The 20,879-nt window shown below is 65.6% G+C and carries 21 protein-coding genes and 1 pseudogene; 12 read left to right on the top strand and 10 right to left on the bottom strand.

Features of this window, described 5'->3' with window-relative positions:
- Positions 1 to 10: 10 nt before the first annotated feature.
- Both BTO20_RS17015 and BTO20_RS17010 read right to left on the bottom strand, forming a co-directional pair.
- Positions 11 to 667, bottom strand: coding sequence for an AmiS/UreI family transporter (locus BTO20_RS17015; RefSeq protein ID WP_198344419.1), 657 nt, complete (start codon positions 665 to 667; stop codon positions 11 to 13).
- Positions 668 to 927: 260 nt separating this feature from the next.
- Entirely contained in the window at positions 928 to 1,923 is a 996-nt protein-coding gene (locus tag BTO20_RS17010; RefSeq protein WP_087077521.1) for a helix-turn-helix transcriptional regulator, read from the bottom strand.
- Between the two features lie 436 nt (positions 1,924 to 2,359).
- On the opposite strand from BTO20_RS17010, the gene BTO20_RS17005 reads away from it, so the two are divergent.
- From BTO20_RS17005 to BTO20_RS16980, 6 genes are read left to right on the top strand one after another with little or no spacing between them, the layout of a single operon-like run.
- A complete protein-coding gene (locus BTO20_RS17005; RefSeq protein WP_087077520.1) occupies positions 2,360 to 3,061 on the top strand; it encodes an urease subunit beta in 702 nt (233 codons plus the stop codon).
- A gap of 1 nt (position 3,062) precedes the next feature.
- Positions 3,063 to 4,784, top strand: a complete 1,722-nt coding sequence (gene ureC, locus BTO20_RS17000; RefSeq protein ID WP_087077519.1) for an urease subunit alpha — start codon at positions 3,063 to 3,065, stop codon at positions 4,782 to 4,784.
- 13 nt (positions 4,785 to 4,797) lie between these two features.
- Positions 4,798 to 5,418 (top strand): urease accessory protein UreG, encoded by a 621-nt coding sequence (gene ureG, locus BTO20_RS16995; protein WP_087077518.1) that lies wholly within the window; start codon positions 4,798 to 4,800, stop codon positions 5,416 to 5,418.
- Positions 5,415 to 6,200, top strand: a complete 786-nt coding sequence (locus tag BTO20_RS16990; RefSeq protein WP_087077517.1) for an urease accessory protein UreD — start codon at positions 5,415 to 5,417, stop codon at positions 6,198 to 6,200. The genes ureG and BTO20_RS16990 overlap by 4 nt, the downstream gene beginning before the upstream one ends.
- A 12-nt stretch (positions 6,201 to 6,212) precedes the next feature.
- Positions 6,213 to 6,698 carry an urease accessory protein UreE gene (locus BTO20_RS16985; protein WP_087077516.1) on the top strand — a complete coding sequence of 162 codons (486 nt, stop codon included), beginning with the start codon at positions 6,213 to 6,215 and terminating at the stop codon, positions 6,696 to 6,698.
- Positions 6,679 to 7,377, top strand: a complete 699-nt coding sequence (locus BTO20_RS16980; RefSeq protein WP_087077515.1) for an urease accessory protein UreF — start codon at positions 6,679 to 6,681, stop codon at positions 7,375 to 7,377. Before BTO20_RS16985 ends, BTO20_RS16980 begins: the two co-directional genes overlap by 20 nt.
- A gap of 42 nt (positions 7,378 to 7,419) precedes the next feature.
- Here the strand turns inward: BTO20_RS16980 and BTO20_RS16975 are convergent, their stop codons facing one another.
- Both BTO20_RS16975 and BTO20_RS16970 read right to left on the bottom strand, forming a co-directional pair.
- Complete coding sequence (locus BTO20_RS16975; RefSeq protein ID WP_232491165.1) at positions 7,420 to 7,848, bottom strand: cellulose-binding domain-containing protein; 429 nt, start codon at positions 7,846 to 7,848, stop codon at positions 7,420 to 7,422.
- A gap of 143 nt (positions 7,849 to 7,991) precedes the next feature.
- Positions 7,992 to 8,957 (bottom strand): GNAT family N-acetyltransferase, encoded by a 966-nt coding sequence (locus BTO20_RS16970; protein WP_198344418.1) that lies wholly within the window; start codon positions 8,955 to 8,957, stop codon positions 7,992 to 7,994.
- A 62-nt stretch (positions 8,958 to 9,019) separates the two neighbouring features.
- Here BTO20_RS16970 and BTO20_RS16965 point away from each other — a divergent pair, with 62 nt between their 5' ends.
- Positions 9,020 to 9,421: a type II toxin-antitoxin system VapC family toxin gene (locus BTO20_RS16965; RefSeq protein ID WP_087077513.1), complete on the top strand. Its 402-nt coding sequence runs from the start codon at positions 9,020 to 9,022 to the stop codon at positions 9,419 to 9,421.
- 60 nt (positions 9,422 to 9,481) lie between these two features.
- On the opposite strand, the gene BTO20_RS16960 is transcribed toward BTO20_RS16965, so the two are convergent.
- Positions 9,482 to 10,678 carry a DUF480 domain-containing protein gene (locus BTO20_RS16960; protein WP_087077512.1) on the bottom strand — a complete coding sequence of 399 codons (1,197 nt, stop codon included), beginning with the start codon at positions 10,676 to 10,678 and terminating at the stop codon, positions 9,482 to 9,484.
- Positions 10,679 to 10,892: 214 nt separating this feature from the next.
- Between BTO20_RS16960 and BTO20_RS16955 the strand changes: the two genes are divergently transcribed.
- Positions 10,893 to 11,348, top strand: coding sequence for a DUF1942 domain-containing protein (locus BTO20_RS16955; RefSeq protein ID WP_087077511.1), 456 nt, complete (start codon positions 10,893 to 10,895; stop codon positions 11,346 to 11,348).
- A 20-nt stretch (positions 11,349 to 11,368) separates the two neighbouring features.
- Here BTO20_RS16955 and BTO20_RS16950 read toward each other — a convergent pair whose 3' ends face one another.
- The 5 genes from BTO20_RS16950 to BTO20_RS16930 all read right to left on the bottom strand — a co-directional run bounded on the left by BTO20_RS16950 (position 11,369) and on the right by BTO20_RS16930 (position 15,787).
- A complete protein-coding gene (locus BTO20_RS16950) occupies positions 11,369 to 12,262 on the bottom strand; it encodes a phenylalanine 4-monooxygenase (protein ID WP_087077510.1) in 894 nt (297 codons plus the stop codon).
- A gap of 197 nt (positions 12,263 to 12,459) precedes the next feature.
- Positions 12,460 to 13,803 carry a hypothetical protein gene (locus BTO20_RS16945; protein ID WP_332460324.1) on the bottom strand — a complete coding sequence of 448 codons (1,344 nt, stop codon included), beginning with the start codon at positions 13,801 to 13,803 and terminating at the stop codon, positions 12,460 to 12,462.
- Positions 13,804 to 13,930: 127 nt separating this feature from the next.
- Positions 13,931 to 14,200, bottom strand: a complete 270-nt coding sequence (locus BTO20_RS16940) for a hypothetical protein (RefSeq protein ID WP_087077508.1) — start codon at positions 14,198 to 14,200, stop codon at positions 13,931 to 13,933.
- 26 nt (positions 14,201 to 14,226) lie between these two features.
- On the bottom strand, positions 14,227 to 14,697 hold the full coding sequence (locus tag BTO20_RS16935) for a QcrA and Rieske domain-containing protein (RefSeq protein WP_232491164.1): 471 nt from the start codon (positions 14,695 to 14,697) through the stop codon (positions 14,227 to 14,229).
- 133 nt (positions 14,698 to 14,830) lie between these two features.
- Positions 14,831 to 15,787 (bottom strand): helix-turn-helix transcriptional regulator, encoded by a 957-nt coding sequence (locus BTO20_RS16930; RefSeq protein WP_087077507.1) that lies wholly within the window; start codon positions 15,785 to 15,787, stop codon positions 14,831 to 14,833.
- Positions 15,788 to 15,893: 106 nt separating this feature from the next.
- Between BTO20_RS16930 and BTO20_RS16925 the strand changes: the two genes are divergently transcribed.
- The 4 genes and pseudogenes from BTO20_RS16925 to BTO20_RS16910 all read left to right on the top strand — a co-directional run bounded on the left by BTO20_RS16925 (position 15,894) and on the right by BTO20_RS16910 (position 20,864).
- On the top strand, positions 15,894 to 17,288 hold the full coding sequence (locus BTO20_RS16925) for an MFS transporter (protein WP_087077506.1): 1,395 nt from the start codon (positions 15,894 to 15,896) through the stop codon (positions 17,286 to 17,288).
- A 340-nt stretch (positions 17,289 to 17,628) separates the two neighbouring features.
- The gene (locus BTO20_RS16920; RefSeq protein WP_087077505.1) at positions 17,629 to 18,390 is read left to right on the top strand and encodes an alpha/beta hydrolase family protein; all 762 of its coding nucleotides are present in this window, start codon (positions 17,629 to 17,631) and stop codon (positions 18,388 to 18,390) included.
- Positions 18,391 to 18,570: 180 nt separating this feature from the next.
- A pseudogene (locus BTO20_RS16915) lies at positions 18,571 to 19,968 on the top strand (serine hydrolase domain-containing protein); the annotation flags it as partial.
- A 155-nt stretch (positions 19,969 to 20,123) separates the two neighbouring features.
- Complete coding sequence (locus BTO20_RS16910; RefSeq protein ID WP_087077503.1) at positions 20,124 to 20,864, top strand: cutinase family protein; 741 nt, start codon at positions 20,124 to 20,126, stop codon at positions 20,862 to 20,864.
- The last annotated feature ends 15 nt before the right edge of the window (positions 20,865 to 20,879 follow it).

Genomic DNA, 20,879 nt, shown 5'->3' with positions numbered 1-20,879 from the left:
GTGGGGCAGATCAGACGCGTAGATCTGCCTCAGACTCATGGCTTCGGACGTCAGCCGGCCCATCGCGGCGGGCGCTGCGCTGAGCCAGTGCCACCGAAAGCGCCGTCGCAAGCACCAACACCACGAGCGCACCGAACCCCGCCGACACCGACGTCGTCCACACTCCGTTGAGCAGTAGCAGCGCCGGCACGGAGCACGTCGGGATGCCCAGCAGAATCACGAACCATCCGGTGAAATGCCCCAGGTCAACCCGCCCCGCCTTGGTCACCCCGAGTCCCAGCATCACAAAGAACAACGACCAGATGATGGCCCAGGTCGCCCAGATGACGGCGAACACCGGATCTGTGCCGACGCTCTTGATCGCAAGGAAAGTCACCACCACCGCGACGAACGAGCAGTACCAACCGAATCCTCGCGCGTCGATGCCGAAGATCTGGATGAACCCGAACCACAGGTAGGTGAACCCGAACAGATAACTCGGCCAGGCCGCATTGATGACGGCAAGATCACCACCCGACTGCGCCAGCACCAGCGTCGGCACGACAATCTGAGCGGATCCGACAAACAAATTCAGCGGTGCGGCGCCGCGGCCATCGACGACTCCGATGGCCACCAGCCCATTGACGAGCAGTACTACTCCGACGAAAAGCAGTCCGACGTTACCCATCAGCAGCCGATCCATTCCGCGGACGGACCGCTCTGGCTGAACGTTGTAAAAGCGGTTGGCCGCAGGTCAGTTTCGTGCACCGCCCGGGATGTGTCCTGTCGATAGGTGATCGCGGTCCGGCGGTGTCGGGTGAGTTTGAGCATGTCGTGGGCCCCTGTCGGTGACGGTGAGTTCTCGACAGCGTAGAAACGGCCGCATCGCCGCGGCTATGGGAGGAATCTCCTATTTGAGCCGACCCGCGGGAGACCGACGGCCCGAATTCAGCCGGTCGTCACGCCGCCAGTGTCGAGGTCACGCAGCATTCTTCCGGACAGCAGCCCCCAAGACATGGCCTGGGACACGCACGACGCCCGGTTGCTGGCGCCGAGCTTGGCGGTCGCACTCTCCAGATGGTGTCCCGCTGTGCGGACGCTGATGAACAGCTGGGCCGCGATCTGGTTGTTGGTCAGCCCGCGGGCGGCAAGGGTGAGTGCATCGAGTTCGCGGGGGGTGATCCCGAACGGCAGCGCGGCGCGGGTGATCAACATGACCGCGTTGAGGCTGTCGTGCCGGAAACGCGGCGCCGTCCCGATGTGGCGGACATGCAGCCAGCCTGTGCCGTCATGCCAACGCGACGTGGTGCCGCCTGCCGCAGCCAACGCCATTTCACCGACAAGCTTCTCATCGAGGGCTGAATCCCACTGGCCGCCCAACCGCAACAGGTGCGCGCGGCCGGTCCGGTCGACCGCCCAGGCCTGGGCTTCCGGCCCCATCAGTTCGGCCACCATCCGCGGCCTCACCGAGAGGTCCAGGTGTTCGGCCATCTGCAAACGCAGCATGTTGATCTCGTCGACATCGTCATCGCTGGGGTAACGCGGATCGTCGCAGTTGACGTGGAGGGTGCCGGCATAAGCGCCATCAGCAGTGACCAGTCGGGCCGACAGCCCCTCGTCGAACCCGGCCGGGGTAAAAACCCCGGTCACCGAGTACGTAGTGCGGTAAGCCGGAAAATCCCGCCACCGCAGTGGCCCCAGGCTGCGTCTGCGCATCGCATCGAACAACGGATCGTGGTCGACGAACCACGTGTTGAAGTGATCCATCACCTGATCGGGGTAGCCATGGTTGGCGATGGAGAGGTGCCGACGCTGGATCGGGTCCCACAGGCAGATCGCCGAGGCCGACGATGCCACCCGCTTACCGAGGGCGTCGAGTACCTCGCTAGCCCGGCTTTCGATGCCGCTGTCACTGTCGAGCATCGCGGCGTAGGTGCCCGCCATCGCCAGAAGTCCCTTCCTGCCGTTGCCCCGAACTGGTTGTGCCCTGCATGTCTCGGGCCGCGGTTTCGGCAGATTGTATGCCGCGGTCTACGAATTCACGCCGCTTTCGCAGACTTCGTACGACGTTCAGCTCGCGGAAGAACCGGCAAACTCGAAACCGTCCTGGGCAGGACGTGTTTGGCGAGCGATACCCCGTCGAGACCGGACGAAACCGGGGCGGCAAATGGGAGATTCCTCCCATAGCCGCGGCGATGCGGCCGTTCCTACGCTGTCGAGAACTCACCGTCACACACGACAGGGGCCCACGACACATGCGAAAACTCACCCGCCACCGCGCCGCCACGATGACCTTGGTTGATCCACCAGGTGTGCGCATCCCAGCAACCGGCTCAACCCGGCCCGTACCTGCAGAACCGTCCCTGGGCAAGGAAATCACGTGCATCTGACACCGAAAGACGAAGACCGGCTGCTGCTGTTTCTGGCCGCCGAGCTGGCTCGCAAGCGGCGGGCCGCCGGCCTGGCCCTGACCTACGCCGAGGCGCGCGCCCTGATAGCCGACGAGGTAGCCGAGGCGGCACGCGCGGGCGCCACCGTTGCCGAAGCCGCGGCGCACGGAGCCACCCTACTGACCGACGACGACGTGCTGCCCGGCGTACGCACGCTGTTGGGCTCGGTTCAGGTAGAGGCCTTCTTCGAAGACGGACAAAAGCTGGTGACCGTGCACGACGCGATCACCCCGGGCAACAGGACAGCCACCGAACTCGCCGTCAATCCGGGTGAGATCCTCACTGCTGAAGGGGATCTGGAACTCAATGCGGGCAGGGACACCGCGTCGGTCACCGTGGAGAACACCGGTGACCGGCCGATCCAGGTGGGTTCGCACTTCCATTTCTTCGAAGCCAACCGGGCGCTGCGCTTCGATCGGAGCGCCGCCTTCGGCAAGCGCCTGGACATCCCGTCGGGAACCGCCGTTCGGTTCGAACCCGGTGAAGCACAGGATGTTTCGTTGACGCAGTACGCGGGCGACCAAATTGTCATCGGGCAGAACGATGTGACGAACGGCCCGACCAGCACCGAACCAAGCGGAGAGCTCATGACCAGCATGCACAACCACGGCTTCCTCGATACGGAGGCATGAGATGACCTACCGGATCAGCCGCCAGCGCTACGCCGAGCTGTATGGCCCCACCGTCGGCGATCGAGTCCGACTGGCCGACACCGAGTTGCTGGCCAAAGTCGAGGCCGATGCCACGGTCTACGGCGACGAAGCCGTCTTCGGTGGCGGCAAGACAATGCGCGAAGGCATGGCGGTGCACGGCGACGTGACGAACGCCGAGGGCGCGTTGGATTTCGTCATCACCAACGTATTGATCATCGACGCGGTGTTGGGGATCCGTAAGGCCGACATCGGAATTCGCAACGGCCGCATCGCCGGGATCGGCAAGGCCGGCAACCCGCGCACCATGGCCGGGGTCGATCCCGAACTCGTCATCGGCGCGGGCACCGATATCCGTTCCGGTGAGGGCATGATCGCCACCGCAGGTGCGATCGATGTACACGTGCACTTCGACAGCGCCGGGCTGGTCGAGGAGGCCATCTCCAGCGGCATCACGACGATGATCGGCGGCGGTCTGGGACCGGTCACGGTGGGTATCACCTCGTCGGGACCCACCAATCTGGCCCGGATGCTGCGGGCGGCCGAGGCCTTCCCGATGAACTTCGGTTTCATCGGAAATGGCAGCGCGTCGAGCATCGCACCGCTGATCGAGCAGGGCCTCGCCGGCGCCATCGGGTACAAGATCCACGAGGATTGGGGCGCCACTCCTGCCGCCATCCGGGCATCCCTGGATGCCGGCGACGAATTGGACCTGCAGGTGCAGATCCACACCGACACCCTCAACGAGGCAGGGTTCTTCGAGGACACCATGGCCGCCATCGGCGGCCGGCCAATCCACACCTACCACGCCGAGGGCGCCGGCGGAGGGCACGCACCTGACATCATGCGGGTGGTCGGCGAGCCGTACTGCCTGCCCTCCTCGACCAATCCGACGAATCCGTACACGCTCAACACCTTCGACGAGCATCTGGACATGGTGATGGTGTGCCACCATCTCAATCCACGGATCCGTGAAGACGTGGCGTTCGCGGAGTCCCGCATCCGACGCGAGACGATCGCGGCCGAGGACGTGCTGCACGACCTCGGCGCCATTTCGGCGATGGGTTCGGACTCCCAAGGCATGGGCCGGATCGGTGAAAGCATTGCGCGCACTTGGCAGTTGGCATCCCACATGCGCGCCACCCGCGGGCCGCTACCCGAGGATGCGACCAGCGGACCGCCTGCCGACAATGCCCGGATCCTGCGCTATATCGCCAAGCTGACCATCAATCCGGCCAAGCTGTTCGGCATCGATCATGAGGTCGGCTCACTGGAACCGGGCAAGCTGGCCGACATCGTCTTGTGGGAACCGAAATTCTTCGGCATCCGTCCCGAAGTGGTGTTCAAGGGTGGATTCCCGGCCTGGTCTGTGATGGGTGAATCCAACGCCTCACTGATGACCTGCGAACCACTGAAATATCGACCGCAGTGGGCCGCCTACGGTCGCGCGCCCGCCGACGTGTCCGTGAACTTCGTTGCCGAGGCCGCCATCGAGGGCGGATTGGCCGAGCAATTGGGCCTGCAAAGCCGGCTGGTGCCCTGTCGCGGTGCTCGGTCGCTGACAAAGGCCGATCTACTGCACAACAACTACCTGCCCGACATCTCGATCGAACCCGATACCTACCGGGTGATCGTGGATGGCGAGCTCTGCAGCAGTACCCCGATGGCAGCCGTGCCGCTGGGCCGGCGTTACACCCTGAAATAGGGAGGCAGACAACGTGAATGAAGTGATCCGCATCGGTATTGGTGGACCCGTCGGGTCGGGAAAGACCCGGCTGGTCGAGACGTTGATCCCCGAACTCGTCCAGCGAGGGCTCAGTGTCGCGGTGATCACCAACGACCTGGTGACCGACGAGGACGCGCAACGGGTCAGGCGCAGCGGTGTCATCGACCCGGCCCGGGTGCGCGCGGTGGAGACCGGGGCGTGCCCGCACACGGCGATCCGGGAAGATCCCTCGGCCAATCTCGCGGCGGCACGGGCGCTGGCCACGGAATTCGACGATCTGGACCTGATCCTCATCGAATCGGGTGGCGACAATCTCGCCGCCACCTTCACATCCGACCTGGTCGACTACTGGATATTCGTCATCGACACGGCGGGTGGTGATGACATCCCACGCAAGAAAGGCATCGGTCTGCTGCAAGCAGATCTGCTGGTGGTCAACAAGATCGACCTAGCCGAACTGGTGGGCTCAGACCTCGACGGGATGCGGCGCGACTGCGACATCGCCCGGCCGACCAAGCCGACGGTGTTCACCGACCTGCGCTCCGGACAGGGACTGACCGAACTGGCCGACGTCCTGTTGGACGGCGCCATGCTCGTTCCGGGCCGCGCGTGATCGCACCCGGTGAGCTGACCGTTCACGTCGGCACCGACGTCACGGGGCGTACCCGCATCAGCAAGCTGCGGCAGCGGTATCCACAGCGGGTCACCACCGTCCTGCATTCCGACGAGAGGTTTCCGCTCGCTGCGGTGCTCTGTGTGCAGAGCCCCAGCGGCGGGACCTTCTCCGACGACGACCTGTGCACCACCGCGGTGTGTCCGCCCGGATCACATCTCCTGCTCACCACCCAGGCCGCCACCCAGGTGTACGCGGGAGCCGGTCCAGGCGCCAAGCATCGGCTGCGGTTCACCGTATCCGCCGACGCCATCCTGGAGTACTTTCCCAAAACGGTGATACCGCAGTCCGATTCGGTGTTCGATCAGACGCTCGACATCGATATCGCGCCGACCGGGACGTACATCGGGTGGGAAGCCGTGGCCGCCGGCCGGATTGCCCACGGTGAGCGGTTCCGCTACGCCTCCAGCGACTTCGCCGTCACGGTGCGCAGTGAGGGACAGGTGATAGCACGTGACCGCCAACGGTTCACCCCGTCGGTCGCGCCGTATCTCGACGGCGACTACGTCGCGACCATGATGGTGCTCACGCCGGGGCGACCAGCTGTGACCAACGTGGTCCGTGAGGCCCTCGCCGGCCAGCCGTACGTGCGGGGCGGTGTCGGCGAATTGCCCCGTGGTGCGGGGACTTTTGCCCGTATCACCACCGACCGTGCACCGACGTTACGAAATGCCCAAGAGACCATCCACGCCGCCGTGCGCGACGCAGTCCTGCCGCACTGAAAGGTGCCCACGATGATGATGAATGCCGACACCATTCTCGGCACCGCGACCGACCCACAGTTCGCCGGTCGCATGGTGCATCACGCCGACATCGGCTGGGGAGACGCCAGTAAACACCGCCAACGTGTCACGACCGACGCGGGATCCGAGGTGCTGATCCAGTTGCCCCGCGGCAGCTTCCTGTACGACGGCGCTGTGCTCAGCGACGACGGCGCCAACGTCGTTGCGGTGCGGCGTCCTGCCGAACCAGCCATCCGGGTCCGATTCGCCGACAACAGCGGTCGTGCTCTGCTCATACTGGGTCACCTGCTCGGTAACCAGCACGCTCCGGTCGACGTGGACGAGGAGGGGCTTACCGCGCCACTGTTCACCAGTACCGAGGCGGCGAAGCAACTGCTCGCAGACCTGGGCCTCGTGGGAGAAGTAGGCGACGTCGTGATGGCCCGCAAGGGATGGTCCCGAACCTCGGCGGATAACCATGCCGGCCATCACCACTGACCCCGAGGTCGGGGCGGCGTTGTGGATGCAACTACATGACAGCGCCTTTCCCGCAGGACGGTTGGTGCATAGTCACGGACTGGAGGAATGGCTGGCCGGCCACCCCGGGGCCGACGCCGACAACATCGAGGCCACCGTGCTCGGCTACCTCATCCACGGCCACGCCCCCCTGGACGCCACGATAACGGCTCATGCCTGGACGGTGGCAGAAGACCCACACCGGCTGACCGAACTCGACGAGCTGACGGCGTCGTACAAGCTTTTCGGCAACGCCAGGACCGCGTCGACGTCAATCGGCCGCCAACTGGCAGCCACCGCAAGCGATATCGGCATGGTCGACGACGATCCGTACATCGCCGGGGTGGTCGACGGAACCTTTCCGGGGCATGCGGCCGTCGTCGAAGGTGCGGTCCAGTCTCGGCTGGGCATCCCCCGGCACGTCGCCGTGCTGGGTTCGATGCAATCGATGATGGCGTCACTACTCAGCGCCGCGGTGCGACTGGGCCGATTGGGTCCGCTGCAGAGCCAGCGCATCCAGCTCCGCGCCGCCGAGCTGGCGGTTCAGCTGTCAAAGGAGGCATGCGAGCGTCCGCTGCACGACCTGTCCAGCACAACACCCGCCTTAGAGATCAGCGGTATGCGCCACGAAGAACGTACGGCGAGACTGTTCGCCACCTGAGCCGCACCCTCGAAGCGCCCGAGCTTTGGCGCGCCCTGCCCGCTAGTTGCAGCGATATTGGCCGTTGAGAACACAATTCGACGGTGGCGAGTAGAAACCGCTCAGCACGCCCCTGATCCCACCCGTTGCGGTACCACCGGGGGCGATGCTGCGGTTCCAGTTCGCCGGGCCGACAACATAGTGTGTGCCGTATTGCGTGAAGGTGCTGCTCCACGTGTGCGAGATGGATTCTCCGGGCGGCAAGTCGAATTCGAGCTTCCAATCGGTGAGCGGCACCGTGCTCGCGTTGGTGATGACGAAGCGGGCGATGAAACCGGTCTGCCATGTCGATGTCACCGACAGCGTCGCCGCGGCCGCAGCCGCGTGAGCGGCGGGCGGGATGGCAAGTCCGACGGCGGCAGCCACCATTGTCGACGCGATGAGGTGAAGCGCTGTGCGCCAGCGCTTCACAGAGTTGCCCGGTTCAACCACAACAGGCAACACTAAGGCCGTCGAAAGAGAATCGGCTGTTGTATCGCGGGTACGCTGCAGGAGCTTTGCTCAACTGAAACCGTCACGAGATTTTTGCCTCGGTCTGTCGACCCATCCGGGGACTCTGGTGTGTCCCCGGCCGACTAATAGAGGATCGACGGTATCCAGCCTCCCTGTGGTTTCCGGTATTCGCCGAGCGTCATATACGTGAGCGGTTTGATCGGCCGCAGCCCCTGGCTCAGGCACCAACGAAAGAGCACCCCCTGCCGCGTCGGCACGATGAAGGACGCCGGCACCTCGCCTCCCACGAGTGCCCCCGCGATCAAGGCGCACATGTCGTCCTCGGTCTCGGCCACACCGTAAGCCGCGGGGAAGAAGGTGACCGTCGTGGCATAGGCCGTGATTCGACCGTCCCGGACCGCGACAACCGGTGAGAGCATCGGTGCCCGGAATGCATCGCGCAACTCGTCGGTGCGCTCAAAGCCGTGGACGCGCAGGCAAAGTCGCTCACACTCCGCGACGTCGCCCTCCTCAAGTGACCGCACTTCGATGCCGCTCGGCGGGCCACCCTCGGGAGTGCCGGTCATGACGACCGCTGGTTCCCTGACCTCGAAGCCCAGCGAGGCGTACAGCGCGATCGACTGCATGTTGAAGGAGTCTTGAAAGAGCCGGATACCACGCGCTCCGGCACCCCGCCCGATCACTTCCTCCATCAGGCGCCGACCAACGCCACACCCCTGCACACCAGGATCGATCGTGATGGGTCCGACGCCGAGGACCGGACCGCGCTCGTCGAGAAAGTTCGAGCCGACGATCCGGCCATCGGCCTCCGCGACGACGCCCCAGAACCGCGGGTGTGCGATCAAGCTGCCTGTGAGCTGCGAAGCGGCTTCTACCGTCGGAAAGTCGCGCGGGAACCGGTGATAGTCGTGCACACCAGCAAACGCCTCATAGACGATCCGGGCACATTCGTCGCCGTCGGCGGGTTCGACCGCGCGAACCAAGATCCCCTGCGCCCCGAGAGTTTGTTTCACATCGGTCCCAGCGGCCATGGCGCGCCCCTTCGATAGGTGTAGAGCGATGTTCTTCCCAACCCGCAGCGAAGTCAATCGGCTCGGCCCCCAGTGGTGCCAACACGCTGATTCGCCGTGAGGCATGCGATGGTGCTGGTATGACAACATTCGTCATCGATGCCCAGGTGGCCATCGACCTCGCCACCGACGGAGCGACCATCCCACCGCAGCACAGCCTCGCGGCTCCGACGTTGCTGCGCTCGCAGGCGCTAGCGCTCGTGTACGAATCGGTGCACCGCGGCCAGATCGACGAACGGGTCGGCCGACGCATCCTCGACGGTATCCGTGGACTGCGGATCCGGCTCCTCGGCGACCGATCACTGCAAGACCACGCCTGGCGCATAGCCGCGCAGCTGAACTGGCCGGACACCTACCGCGCCGAGTACATCGCACTGACCCGGCTGCAGGCCGACGCGCTGGCGACCGCCGACAGCCAACTCGCGGACGCGGCGCGGGCATTCGTCGACATTGTCACCCCCGACCACATCCTGCGGCCATAGAAGGCGGTTCGCAGTTCGGCTGATCCCTTGTCCCACAACGAGTATCGCACCGTCTGGGCATCATGCCCGTCGGGCCATGACGTACAGCCGCTGCGTGGTCTCACCGCGCCACTCATGCGGTCCGCGCAGATACCACTCGACATCGTTGAGCCCCGCCGCCTGCACTGCCGCGACGACGTCGGGCACGTCGTGCAGCACGACGTCCAGTGCCGGCACCTCGGCCTCGAACCAGCTGGTCACCCGGCGCACGTCGGCACCCGCATGCAGGGCGAGCACCAGCAGGCCGCCGGGTGCGAGTGGCCGGGCCAGGGCGGCGACGGCACCGGGCAGTTCGGACGCAGCGAGGTGGATCAGGGAGTACCACCCGAGGACGGCACCCCACCCGGCAGCCGCCGCCGGCCGCATCAACCGTCGCAGATCCCCCACCTCGTAGCGGACGTCGGGATGCCGCTGCTGCGCCTCGGCGATCATCTCCGGGCTGAGGTCGAGGCCCTGCGCATGGGCGCCGGCGGCGGTCAGATATGCCGTCACGTGGCCCGGTCCACAGCCGGCGTCCATGATCGGCAGATCCCGGACCGCCGCGGCCACGTGATCGAGGAGCCAGCGTTCGAACGGCAGCCCGTCGAGCTCATCGGACAGCTCACGCGCGTAGGCGGGGGCCACGACGCCATAGGTCGCCCGCACCCGATCGTCCCGGGCGTCCGGCGAGTCCACGATGGGAGCCTCGCGGTCGACCGCCGGCCGCGATGGTGTCTCCCCCGTGTCGACCGGGCCCAGCTCGTGCACCCATCGGTAATCCTGCTGACCTGGTCGCCGGTCGAGTCGCCGGACCAGAGGTTGGTCCCGCTTGCCCATCCGTTCCAGACACGCCTCGACCGCGCCGCGGTCCGAGAATGGGAACAGCCGCTCGGTCCGGGTACGCAACTCCCCGGGCGCCTGCGGTCCGCGCAGGAGCAGCACGGTGAGCACCGCACGCTCGTCGTCACCCAGGCCGAGGATCTCCGACAGGGTCTGGTGATACTTCAGAGTGCGCCGTCCGGTGTCAGACCACACGATGCGCACCAACCCGCGGTCCTTGAGCGCCCTGGCCGTGAGCTCCACTGTTCGTTCGTCAAGGTCCATGACCGGCTCGCGGCTGCTGGTCTGGTTGCAGGCGGTGCGGAGGGCAGAGAGCGTCAGAGGGTACGACGCGGGAACTGTGACCTGCTTCTCGAGAAGACTGCCCAGGATCCGCTGCTCGGCCGGCTCGAGGTCCATGCGCAGACCCTACTTCGACGCCGTCCAGGTGGTGGTCCAACCGTCGTATTGTCCGTCACCTCAATGGTTTTCGGGCGCATGAGCCCAGCGGACGTCGCCACCCGGGGCGCTCGGCGATGCCGGGCAGGTTTGAAACCCGCCAGTTTGGATAGCCCGACCCAAGGACAGACGGCATTTACGCCTGGACAACAGGACTTGGCGAAGGGAGCTTGACATGGCGTTCTCACAGATCGCATCGAAAACGACGGCAGTTGCCACCGGGATCGTGACAGCAGCAGTGTTGGCAGCGGCACCGGCGCTGGCCGACCCCGAAGCGCTGCAGTTCGGCCAATCGGCAGAGATACCCAGCCCCGGTGGCGCCATCGAGTACACCGTGAGCAACTTGCAGCCCAGTGGTCACAATGACGGTATCTGGTACTCGGATGTCACGGCCCAGGCTGTGAACGGCTTTCCCACCCCCAACATTTCCGATTTCAACGCGCGGGCAGTCAACAGCTCGACCTATGCGGACATGAAGGGTAACGAGACGGACGGTCTACCCAACCAACCGATCGCGCCGGGCAGCCAAACATCAGGCCGGATCTACTTCGACGTGCGTGGCGGTACAGCACCCGACAGCGTTGTTTATCGCGACGCCGGCGGCACCGACAAGGTCGTCTGGAAGGGCTGATCGTCTGAGCCCATCGCTGCTCAGGTCGGCGCAGAAGCGTCATGTAGCAGGTGGTCGACCATAGCGTCATCGACATCGGTGAAGAACGCGCCGACCACGTCTTCGATCTCATCGAATCCTTCGGCGCAGAAGAGCACCGGCTGGTAGTGCGTGATGTCGTAGGTCTGAACACCCATTCGGCCGACGTCGAGCGCGCGGAGTTCGGCATGCTCGATCTGCTGGATCTCGCCGTATGAGGAAAGCAGCCCGGCGCCGTAGGTGCGCACTTCCCCGTGCTCGCGCACCACACCGAATTCCAGGGAGAACCAGAAGACCTTCGAGATGAACTCGAGCGCCTCAGCCGTTTCCACGCGCCGCGCCGCCTGTCCGGCCAGCCGGTAGAGGGCCGCGAAACGATCGTGAGCCAGACAGTTGCCGTGCCCGACCACCTCGTGGATCAGGTCAGGCTCTGGTGTGTACAGCGGCACGGAGTGGTGCCGTAGGTACTGGGTGGAGTGGAAAATCCCATCGGCCAGGAATCCGTAGAACTCGCGCAGCGGCACCAGGCCGGCTGCCGGCACGTACTGAAAGCCGGTGAGCGGTCTGAGCATCGTGTTGACGTCGATGAGTTGCGGAATGTGGTCTTCGGGTAGTTGGAGCCGCTCACGGCCCTCCAGGTACGCCGCGCAGGCCAGCCGCCGGTGCAGCTTGTGCAGTTCAGCGCAGGCGATGCGCCAGACCTCCTGCTCCGCGTCGGTGTATGTCGCGATCGGTGGTGGCGTGCCCGGCCGCCAGTCCATGGCGAGCGCGGCTATCTCGTTGCGGCGGGTTCGGTATTCGGGGTCGACCGCACCTGGGTGGTCGGCGGCCAGGTGAACGGTGACGTCATCTCCCGACCGCGTCACCGGTGCGTACAGCTGAGCTTCCTCGAACATTGCTGCCTCCCGGAGATCCGGGCGTCGCATAGCGCGGCGTCGCTCGTGGCCGGCCGTCGCTACGGGGTGCCATAACGGCAGCCAGCCGGGTTTGTCGTCCTGCAAACCAGGATATGCGCGCGACGGGCTTGTTGACGGATGCGCGCTGGTGCGCGTCAAGCGATTTCAATCGCGCATCCGTTGTCCTGGCGACGGGACTACCGCACCGAGTCCATGGGGATCGGCGGGCTGACGAGGCGGAAATGCGAATTGCTGCGCTCCATGAATCTCCGCTCGTATGTGCCCTTGATCTGCTTGCCGTCCAACTCGCCCGTCAGCACCAACCGGTCCTGGTCCGGTTGTCTGGCGCGGAGCACCACCTCAGCGACATCCGAGTCCGGCTTCCGCAACTCGAGGCGATCTCCGTCGATGGTGAGCAGCCACCGGGTCGTGTACCCCGCGGGCACCTGACTGACAAACCTCACCACGCCGAGTTGGGGCACCTTGTTGCGGTCGGTGATCGCCACGTTGACCCACGGCTGCGGATCCGCCTGGTTCAACGTCGCTTCGCGCCCGTCGATGGTGAATGACGTTGCGCGCCAGACGCCGTCGAGAGTTGAGCTGGGCGTGTGATAGCCGATGTATGCCATGACGCCCCCCACTCCGGTGATCACCAGCAGCAGCGCGGCGATGCCGAATTTGGCGACCACGCCGGCGCGCCGCAGCCGACGATTGTCTGCCCAGAGTGGCGACCAGAGCTCGACCGGCCGGGTCCCACCGCGATTGAACACCACACGCGCGAGGTTCGGCCAATACGGGCACGTGATGACGACGGCGACCAAGAACAGTTGGGCCGCAACCAGCTTGACCGGGACGTCGTAGGTCAGGTTCAGCAGGAACACCTGCGCTGTGGAGATCACCGCGCCGACCGCTCCGAGCACCCACGTACGGTTCCACAGCAGCAGAAGTCCCGACAGCAGTTCGATCAGCCCGATGGCGACCGAGTACGCCTCGGAGGCCCCGACGAAGCCCCACAAGGTGTTGAACAGGCTGGTATCGCCCGTCAGCTGCAGCTGATGCTCCGGCAGCGGCATGTACCCCATCTGGACGGGAATCACCTTGCCCCATCCGTAGAAGATCATCACCAGCGCCAGCCCGAACCGCGCGAACACCAGCAGCGAGGCGGCCAGGCTCCGATAGTTGGGACGCCGTCGATCCATGACTGTCCACAACGCGGTGATCGGCAGTGCCACCACAATCCACCCGAGCTGGAAACACCACATCCACAACATGTCTCCACCGGCAGACCTGGTGATCTCGACGCTGCGACCTCGAGTCACGTAGCTGCCGATCTGTGCGAGCAGCCAGAGCAGTCGCTCGCATGGATAGTGCCCCTCGTCGAAGCCCACGACGCTGCCGAACACCGTGACGAGCAGAACCACACCGCCGGTGACGGCGAGCATTCCGCCACCAACGGTGAAAAGCAGTCGGAAACCCAGTTTCTGAAGCGATGTCCACTGCGGGACGCTTTCGGCGATATCGGGTGGTTCCGTGGTGGGAATCGGCGAGTACGCGGCTCTCGTCACGGTAGCTAGGGTAAGGCTCGTTGCCCTTTTACGCGCGTTAATTCGCGAGAAGCTGCGCGCCGTATTGCGCCAAAACCGTTGGCATTACACCTATCTCGGTTGGCTATAACTGCCCACCGCTTGGACGGTGCTGCGCAAGAATGCGAAAAGAGCAAATAAGTTGGGTTGCCACCGGCATTTTCTCCAGAACCGTTTCACCTGCAAAGTCTTCGGTTCCAAATGTCGACGCCGCGTTGTGCCAGTTCATCCAGCTGATCAGGCCGCGGACGACGTGCTCGGCGAGCGTGGCGTTGCCAGAATTGAGCTGTTCTGGAACATCCGCGGTCAGCGCGACCATTGCCAGGCAGCGGATGCCGGCCAGCTGGTCGCTCATACCAAACGCGTTCGGCCCGGATCGGGTCAGCTGATGGTGAGTGTGTCTCCGGTCGTGGTGACCGTCTTCGGTGCCAGCGGCTGCTCGGCCGGCCCCTTGACGACCGAGCCGTCGATATCGCTGAATCGGCTGCCATGGCATGGGCAGTCGATGGTGCCATCGGCGACTTTCGACACCAGGCACTGCTTGTGTGTGCAGACCGCCGTGAAGGCCTTGAACTGGCCGGGCTGCGGTTGGGTGACGACGATCTTGGGCTCTTTGAGCACGACGCCCCCACCCACGGGCACGTCGGCCGCCTTCACCGATACGGGTGCCGCGGCGGCCGTCGGGCTCGGCTCACTGCTCGCGGGCTGGCCGCCCGACGGCGAGGATTCCTTACCGCCGCAGGCGGTGACGACCATCCCGGCGGCGACCGCTCCGGCGCCGATGAGAACGCCACGGCGGCTCGCCGCGCCCGACCGCTCGTGCGGTTCGGCTGTGTGCCCGGTCCCTGTCATGTGCCCAGCCCTTCGTTGCGCCTATGCCATGTTCGCAGACAAGCGCTCCTCAGATGGCGAATCTCGGCATAGTCATGGAACGCATGGGACAACTCGGCGGGGAGCTAACGAGAAGCGCTGCAGCCCAAGGCAATCAGGCGTCGAACCGCTCGTCGGTCTGTTCTGGTCCCGCGGGTATCGGACCACTGGGGTTCGCGCCGGGTGTCCGTGCAGTGGACCGATCCGGTGCATCGGATGCCGCCCAGCTGGCGAGCATCCGCAGCTTCTCGTCGGCCGCGCTGCCGGTAGCAGCGGTGTACGCGGTGAGGACCAGTGGCTCGTCCCCGGTGGAGCGGACGTCGAGCGAGTCGTAGGCGAGGTCGATCGGGCCGACGACGGGGTGGTTGAAGTGTTTGAGCCCCGTGGTGTGGTTGCGCACGTCGTGGGCACCCCAGCGGCTGCGGAAACCCTCGCTGCGGGTAGCGAGTTCGCCGACGAGGTCGGTGAGGTCCTTGTTGTACGGGTCGCGGCCCGCCTCGGTGCGTAACAGCGCGACAGTGGTGTCCATCGAACCCGGGTAGTCCGGGAAGAAGTCGGCGGCCCGCTCGTCGAGGAAGTTGAACCGGGCGATGTTGGCTTTCCATGCGGGTTGGTCGAGCACCGGTGCGTACAGCGCCCGCCCCAGCGCGTTGCTGGCGATGATGTCGAGGCGGCCGTTGCGGATGAACGCCGCTGCCCCGGTCATCGCCTCGAGGAGCTGTTGCAGGCTCTCGGGAAGCTTGGCGGGCGTGCGACGGCGCGGGGTGCGCGTGGGTTTGGCGGCGCGCGCGAGATGGAACAGGTGGGCTGTCTCGGCGTCGTCGAGCAGCAGCGCGCGGGCGACGGCGGCGAGCACGTCGTCGGATACGCCACGGATGTGGCCCTTTTCCAGGCGGGTGTACCAATCGGTGCTCACCCCGGCGAGCACGGCGACTTCCTCGCGGCGTAGGCCGGGAACGCGGCGCTGGGTCCCGCCGACCGGGAGCCCGACTTGTTCCGGGGTGATCCGGGCACGGCGGGTGGCCAGGAAGTCACGGATGTCGGCGCGCTGCGGGGTGCCGCTGGTGTTCACACATCCGACGGTACGACCAGCAGCCCGGGCCGTGGGGGGTTGCGCCTGTACCCCCTCTGACTCGACCTGCCGCTCACCGCTGAGCCGGAGTTCCCTGGTTCAGGTGATGACCCAGGTATCCACTGACGGTGTCGACGCCGTCGACCGACCTCGGCATGCGACCTGCACATTGACCGCGGCGCTGCTGGGCTTCTTCACCATCACCCAAGACGCGGTGGTGGTGAACGTGGCCTTGCCGACCATCCGCGACGATCTCGGCGGCGGTGTGGCGGGACTGCAGTGGGTGGTCGACGGCTACACGCTGATGTTCGCGGCCCTGCTGCTGACGGCCGGTTCGCTGTCGGACCGGCTCGGCGCCAAGCGCGCTTTCGCCGGCGGCATGGTGCTGTTCGTGCTTGCTTCGGTGGCGTGCGGCGTTGCGCCGGCACTCGGCCTGCTGGTCGGGGCGCGGTTCCTGCAGGGAGCGGCAGCGGCAGCGATGATGCCGGCGTCCATGGCGCTGATCCGGCAGACCTACCACGAGCCGCCGGAGCGGGCGCGTGCCGTAGGCATCTGGGCGATGGGCGGTGCCGTCGCGTCGTCCTCCGGTCCGGTCCTGGGCGGGGTGCTCAGCGTGATCGACTGGCGACTGATCTTCTTCATCAACGTCCCGGTCGGTGTGATCGCCCTACTGCTGCTGGCCCGCTCAGAGGACTCCGCGACCCTGCGTGCCCCGTTCGATCCGGTCGGGCAGCTCACCGGCGTGTTGGCCATGGGCGGGTTGACCTACGGCGCCATCGAAGCCGGCTCCCGCGGGTTCACCGACCCGGCGGTGGTCGTCGCGTTCGTCGTCGCGGCCGTGTCGCTGATCGCTTTCATCCGTTCTCAACACGTGGTGGCCCATCCGATGCTGCCGTTGGACCTGTTCCGCTCCCGCACTGTCACCGTGGTCACCGCAACAGGTTTCGCGTTCATGGTGGGTTACTTCGGCTTGCCGTTCGTGGTCAGTCTGTTCCTGCAGCAGCACCGGGGCCTGGATGCCGTCCACACCGGCGTCGTCTTCCTGCCGATGATGCTCGTCGGTCTCGTGCTCACACCGTTCTCCGCCCGCATCTCGGAGCGCTTCGGCCGCCGCACGGTGATCGCGACCGGCTTGGGCCTGATGACAGCCGGCCTCGCCGCGGTGGGCCTGTTACCCGCGACCGCCCCTCTGTGGCTGCTGTCGGCACTGATGGTGCTGGTCGGGCTCGGCGGGCCGACCGTCTCCCCGCCCGCTACCGCGGTGCTGCTCGACACTGTCCCGCACGATCAGGCCGGTGTCGCATCCGGGGTGTTCAACACCAGCAGGCAGGTCGGCGGAGCACTTGGGGTGGCGGTGTTCGGCGGTCTGCTCACCAATGCGGAAACTTTCGTCCGCGGCGTCCACATGAGCCTGCTGATCGCCGCCGGCGTCACCGCCCTGACCGCCATCCTGACGTTGTCGCTACCCCACACCACTGAACATCACAAGGAGCACATATGACGGATCTGAACGAATCGCCGGCGAAGGCGCTCGACCGGTTCGGCACGGCCGAAATGATCGCCAATGCCGGGCCACACCCGGCTGCCCACCGATAGCCGACCGAAACCTCGCGAGACTCAAACAAGCTCGTAGCCGCCGTTTTTGGGCTGCCAGGTCGACGGAAAATGATTGGACGTGCCGCGTGCGCGTTGATAGCGTGCCGAAGACCGTGGCAGTACGCGAGGAGGTGAGACCCATGAACGCAGTAACCCTGTGGGTGCTCCCACTCGTGTTCACGGTTGGGCGATTGAGGTAGGTGTCGCCGGGAGCGCCCGAACGGCAATCCCGAAAGGCAACCGCTATGCACTTCACTTCTCAGACATCGTCCAACGGTGTCATCGAACGCACCTTCACGCTGGACGACATCACCGGCGTCCTCTGGTCACCAGAATCCGGCCCCACCGGCGCTCCGCTGATCTTGGCCGCTCACCCGGGCGGACTGGACAAGAAGGCGCCGGGACACGTGGCCCGGGCCCATTCCTCGGTGACCATTGACGGCTTTCATGTCGTATCCATCGACGCGCCCGGCCATGGTGACCGGCCGCGAAACGCACAGGATGAACGCTGGATCGCCGAGTTCCGCCGGGCGCGGGCCGAAGGCAGTCCCTCGTTCGGCCGTATCCTTGCCGCCTACAGCGCCTCGGTGGCCGAGCGTGCCGTCCCAGAATGGCAGGCAACCATCGACGCCGTGATGGCCCTGCCCGAGATCGGCGCACATGTTCCGGTCGGCTACTCGGGCATGTCTCTGGCCGGCGCGATCGGGATACCACTCGCGGCGGTCGAGCCTCGGATCACCGCTGCGTGCTTCGGCTGGCTGTCCGCGCATGACGCCCTGCTAGCGGCGGCGAAACAGATAACCATCCCGATCGAGTATCTGCTTCCCTTGGACGACAAGGAAATTCCACGCGCGTTCGGTCTCGAGTTGTTCGAGGCCTTCGCCTCGACCGACAAGGTGCTGCACGCTTTCCCGGGCGGGCACGGCCAGGTACCGACAGATGGCCGGATCGACACTCGGTTCTTCGCCCGGCATCTCGGACCGCCCGTCGGCCGGCCTGCGGCATGACGTGAAAAGGGGGGGTCGGCGACCGGGTGGCACCGATCGCCGACCCCCTGACCGATATGCGTAACGCCCTGCGTATCGGCCGAGCGAATAGGTACCCTCAAGACGGCGGCACCGACTTGGAGCAGCGCACGAGAAGCGTTGGGCAACATGATGAGCGTATGTACCGAGACGGCTCTGCCTGCGGCGTTCGACGAGCTCGACACCAAAATCAGCACGGGCATGACGGCCTACGCGATACCGGGTGTCGCAGTTGCCGTGTGGGCCGGCGGTCAAGAACATGTCAAAGGCTTCGGTGTCACCAACGTCGACCATCCGCTGCCCGTCGACGGTGACACCGTCTTCCGGATCGGCTCGACCACAAAGACGTTCACGGGCACCACGGTGATGCGGTTGGTCGAGCAGGGCTACGTGGATCTGGATGCGCCCGTGCGCCGTTACCTCCCCGACTTCGCCGTGGCCGATCCGGCTGCCAGCGCCGCGGTGACCGTGCGCCAACTGCTCAACCACACGTCGGGCTTTCTGGGTGACGACATCGAGGGGTTCGGGCGCGGCGACGACGCGGTGGCCCGCTACGTCGCCGCGATGACACGCCTACCGCAGCTGACCCCGCCGGGAACCGTGTTCGCCTACAACAACGCAGGTTTGGTGACGGCCGGCCGGATCATCGAGGTGGTCACAGACTCAAGTTACGAGTCGGTGGTGCAGAAACTGCTGCTCGAGCCGCTGCAGATGGGTCACTCTCACTACTTCTCCGACGAGATCATCGGCTTGAACGTGGCCGCGTCGCACAACGTTGTCGACGGCAAACCGGTTGTCGACACCAGCTTTTGGACGTTCCCACGCAGCTGCCACCCAACCGGCGGCCTGATGTCCAGCGCACGAGACCAGTTGCGGTACGCGAAGTTTCATCTCGGCGACGGGACGGCACCCAACGGCACCCAGCTGCTGAGTCCGCGAGCACTTGCGGCAATGCGGTCCAGCGCGGGTGCCGGCGGCACGCTACAGGTCGATCTCACGGGCATGGGCATCACCTGGATGCTGCGGCCGTCAGCGGAAAATGTGACGATCGTTCAGCACGGCGGCACCTGGAACGGCCAGCATTCGGGTTTCTTCATGGTGCCCGAGCGCGACTTCGCCATGACCGTGCTGACCAACTCCGAGGGCGGAGCGCAGCTGATCAACGATCTTTTCGGCGACGACTGGGCGCTGCGCCGGTTTGCGGGGATCAGCAACCTGCCTGCCACGGCCCAGGAACTCAGCGCCACCGACCTGGAACCCTTCCGAGGGCGCTACATCGCTCAGCACGTCGCCGAATCCGGCGATCCAGGGCAGACAGTGATCGAGTTCGAGGTAGGAAGCGGTCAACTCGACGGCACGATGACCGCCGATGACATCACCGGAAGCAATCCGAATTCGCAGGCCAGCCACCGCCTGGGTATTGCCTTCTATCGACCCGACCACGGACTCGACTTGGGAGCCGACAACAAACCCACCGGCACCCGATCCGACTTTGTACGAGGCGCCGACGGGACCATCGCCTGGTTCCGCAGCCACGGGCGCCTGTATCGACGCCAATAGCGCAGCTCGGTCGTGGGCGCACGCCACCGCGTCGGAGCCTGCGGCAGATCCAGTCGTCGTGGCGTTCAGCCCCGGATATGCGCTGTGCGTCGGCGACGCCGTTACGTAACATCGATTCAGGCAATCGGCATTCCTACGCGACGCAAAGGTTCTCCATGTACACCATCGATTGCACTGAAGCCCCCGTGGCGCCACCTCGAAAGGGGCCGCGCAGGTTCGCGGGCATCCTCACGATCGCCTTCGCGGTGCTGGCACTGGCAAGTGCTCCGGTACCCGTTGCCAGCGCCGATCCGTGTCCGGACGCGGAAGTGGTGTTTGCCCGTGGCACAGGTGAGCCTGCGGGCGTCGGCGGTATCGGACAGGCATTCGTCGATGCTCTTCGCGCCAAGACCGGGGCCAAATCGGTCAATGTCTACCCGATCAACTATCAGGCCAGTGCCGATTTCAACGACGGCTTCCAGTTCGCGCTCACCGTCATCGACGGGATCCGGGACGCTACCAACCACATTCAGACCGTCGCTGCGACCTGCCCCGCGACCAAGATGGTGCTCGGCGGATTTTCCCAGGGGGCTGCCGTGGCGGCATTCACCACGTCGGCCGATATCCCGGCAGGCGTCCCCGCAGCTTTCGTACCGCCGCCGATGCCGCCCGAGATCGCCGATCACGTCGCTGCCGTGACGTTGTTCGGTAAACCCTCGAACCAGTTCCTCAGCGACGCCGGCGCACCGCTGATCACGATTGGTCCGCTGTACGTGCCCAAGACCATCGATCTGTGCGCCAGCGGTGACAGTGTCTGCGATGGGGCGCCACCCGGGCCGCCTACCGGCGCGCACAACTCCTACATCGCCAACGGCATGGTCGACCAGGCCGCCCAGTTCGCCGCCGGCCGGCTCTAGCGACGAACTGGCATT

This window comes from Mycobacterium dioxanotrophicus (assembly GCF_002157835.1).
In the GTDB taxonomy this organism is placed as follows: domain Bacteria; phylum Actinomycetota; class Actinomycetes; order Mycobacteriales; family Mycobacteriaceae; genus Mycobacterium; species Mycobacterium dioxanotrophicus.
Note: the sequence above shows the minus strand (reverse complement) of the source record. Positions and strands in the feature narration are given on the sequence as shown.

What these genes read in the sequence shown, in the direction of transcription:
- BTO20_RS16950 (WP_087077510.1), bottom strand. Translation starts at nt 12,262, where the DNA reads ATGTTCGAGGAAGCTCAGCTGTACGCACCGGTGACGCGGTCGGGAGAT.
- BTO20_RS16920 (WP_087077505.1), top strand. Translation starts at nt 17,629, where the DNA reads ATGCACTTCACTTCTCAGACATCGTCCAACGGTGTCATCGAACGCACC.
- BTO20_RS16985 (WP_087077516.1), top strand. Translation starts at nt 6,213, where the DNA reads ATGATGATGAATGCCGACACCATTCTCGGCACCGCGACCGACCCACAG.
- BTO20_RS17010 (WP_087077521.1), bottom strand. Translation starts at nt 1,923, where the DNA reads ATGGCGGGCACCTACGCCGCGATGCTCGACAGTGACAGCGGCATCGAA.
- BTO20_RS17015 (WP_198344419.1), bottom strand. Translation starts at nt 667, where the DNA reads ATGGGTAACGTCGGACTGCTTTTCGTCGGAGTAGTACTGCTCGTCAAT.
- BTO20_RS16910 (WP_087077503.1), top strand. Translation starts at nt 20,124, where the DNA reads ATGTACACCATCGATTGCACTGAAGCCCCCGTGGCGCCACCTCGAAAG.
- ureC (WP_087077519.1), top strand. Translation starts at nt 3,063, where the DNA reads ATGACCTACCGGATCAGCCGCCAGCGCTACGCCGAGCTGTATGGCCCC.
- BTO20_RS16960 (WP_087077512.1), bottom strand. Translation starts at nt 10,678, where the DNA reads ATGGACCTCGAGCCGGCCGAGCAGCGGATCCTGGGCAGTCTTCTCGAG.
- BTO20_RS16925 (WP_087077506.1), top strand. Translation starts at nt 15,894, where the DNA reads ATGACCCAGGTATCCACTGACGGTGTCGACGCCGTCGACCGACCTCGG.
- BTO20_RS16955 (WP_087077511.1), top strand. Translation starts at nt 10,893, where the DNA reads ATGGCGTTCTCACAGATCGCATCGAAAACGACGGCAGTTGCCACCGGG.
- BTO20_RS16980 (WP_087077515.1), top strand. Translation starts at nt 6,679, where the DNA reads ATGCCGGCCATCACCACTGACCCCGAGGTCGGGGCGGCGTTGTGGATG.
- BTO20_RS16965 (WP_087077513.1), top strand. Translation starts at nt 9,020, where the DNA reads ATGACAACATTCGTCATCGATGCCCAGGTGGCCATCGACCTCGCCACC.
- BTO20_RS16940 (WP_087077508.1), bottom strand. Translation starts at nt 14,200, where the DNA reads ATGAGCGACCAGCTGGCCGGCATCCGCTGCCTGGCAATGGTCGCGCTG.
- BTO20_RS16935 (WP_232491164.1), bottom strand. Translation starts at nt 14,697, where the DNA reads ATGACAGGGACCGGGCACACAGCCGAACCGCACGAGCGGTCGGGCGCG.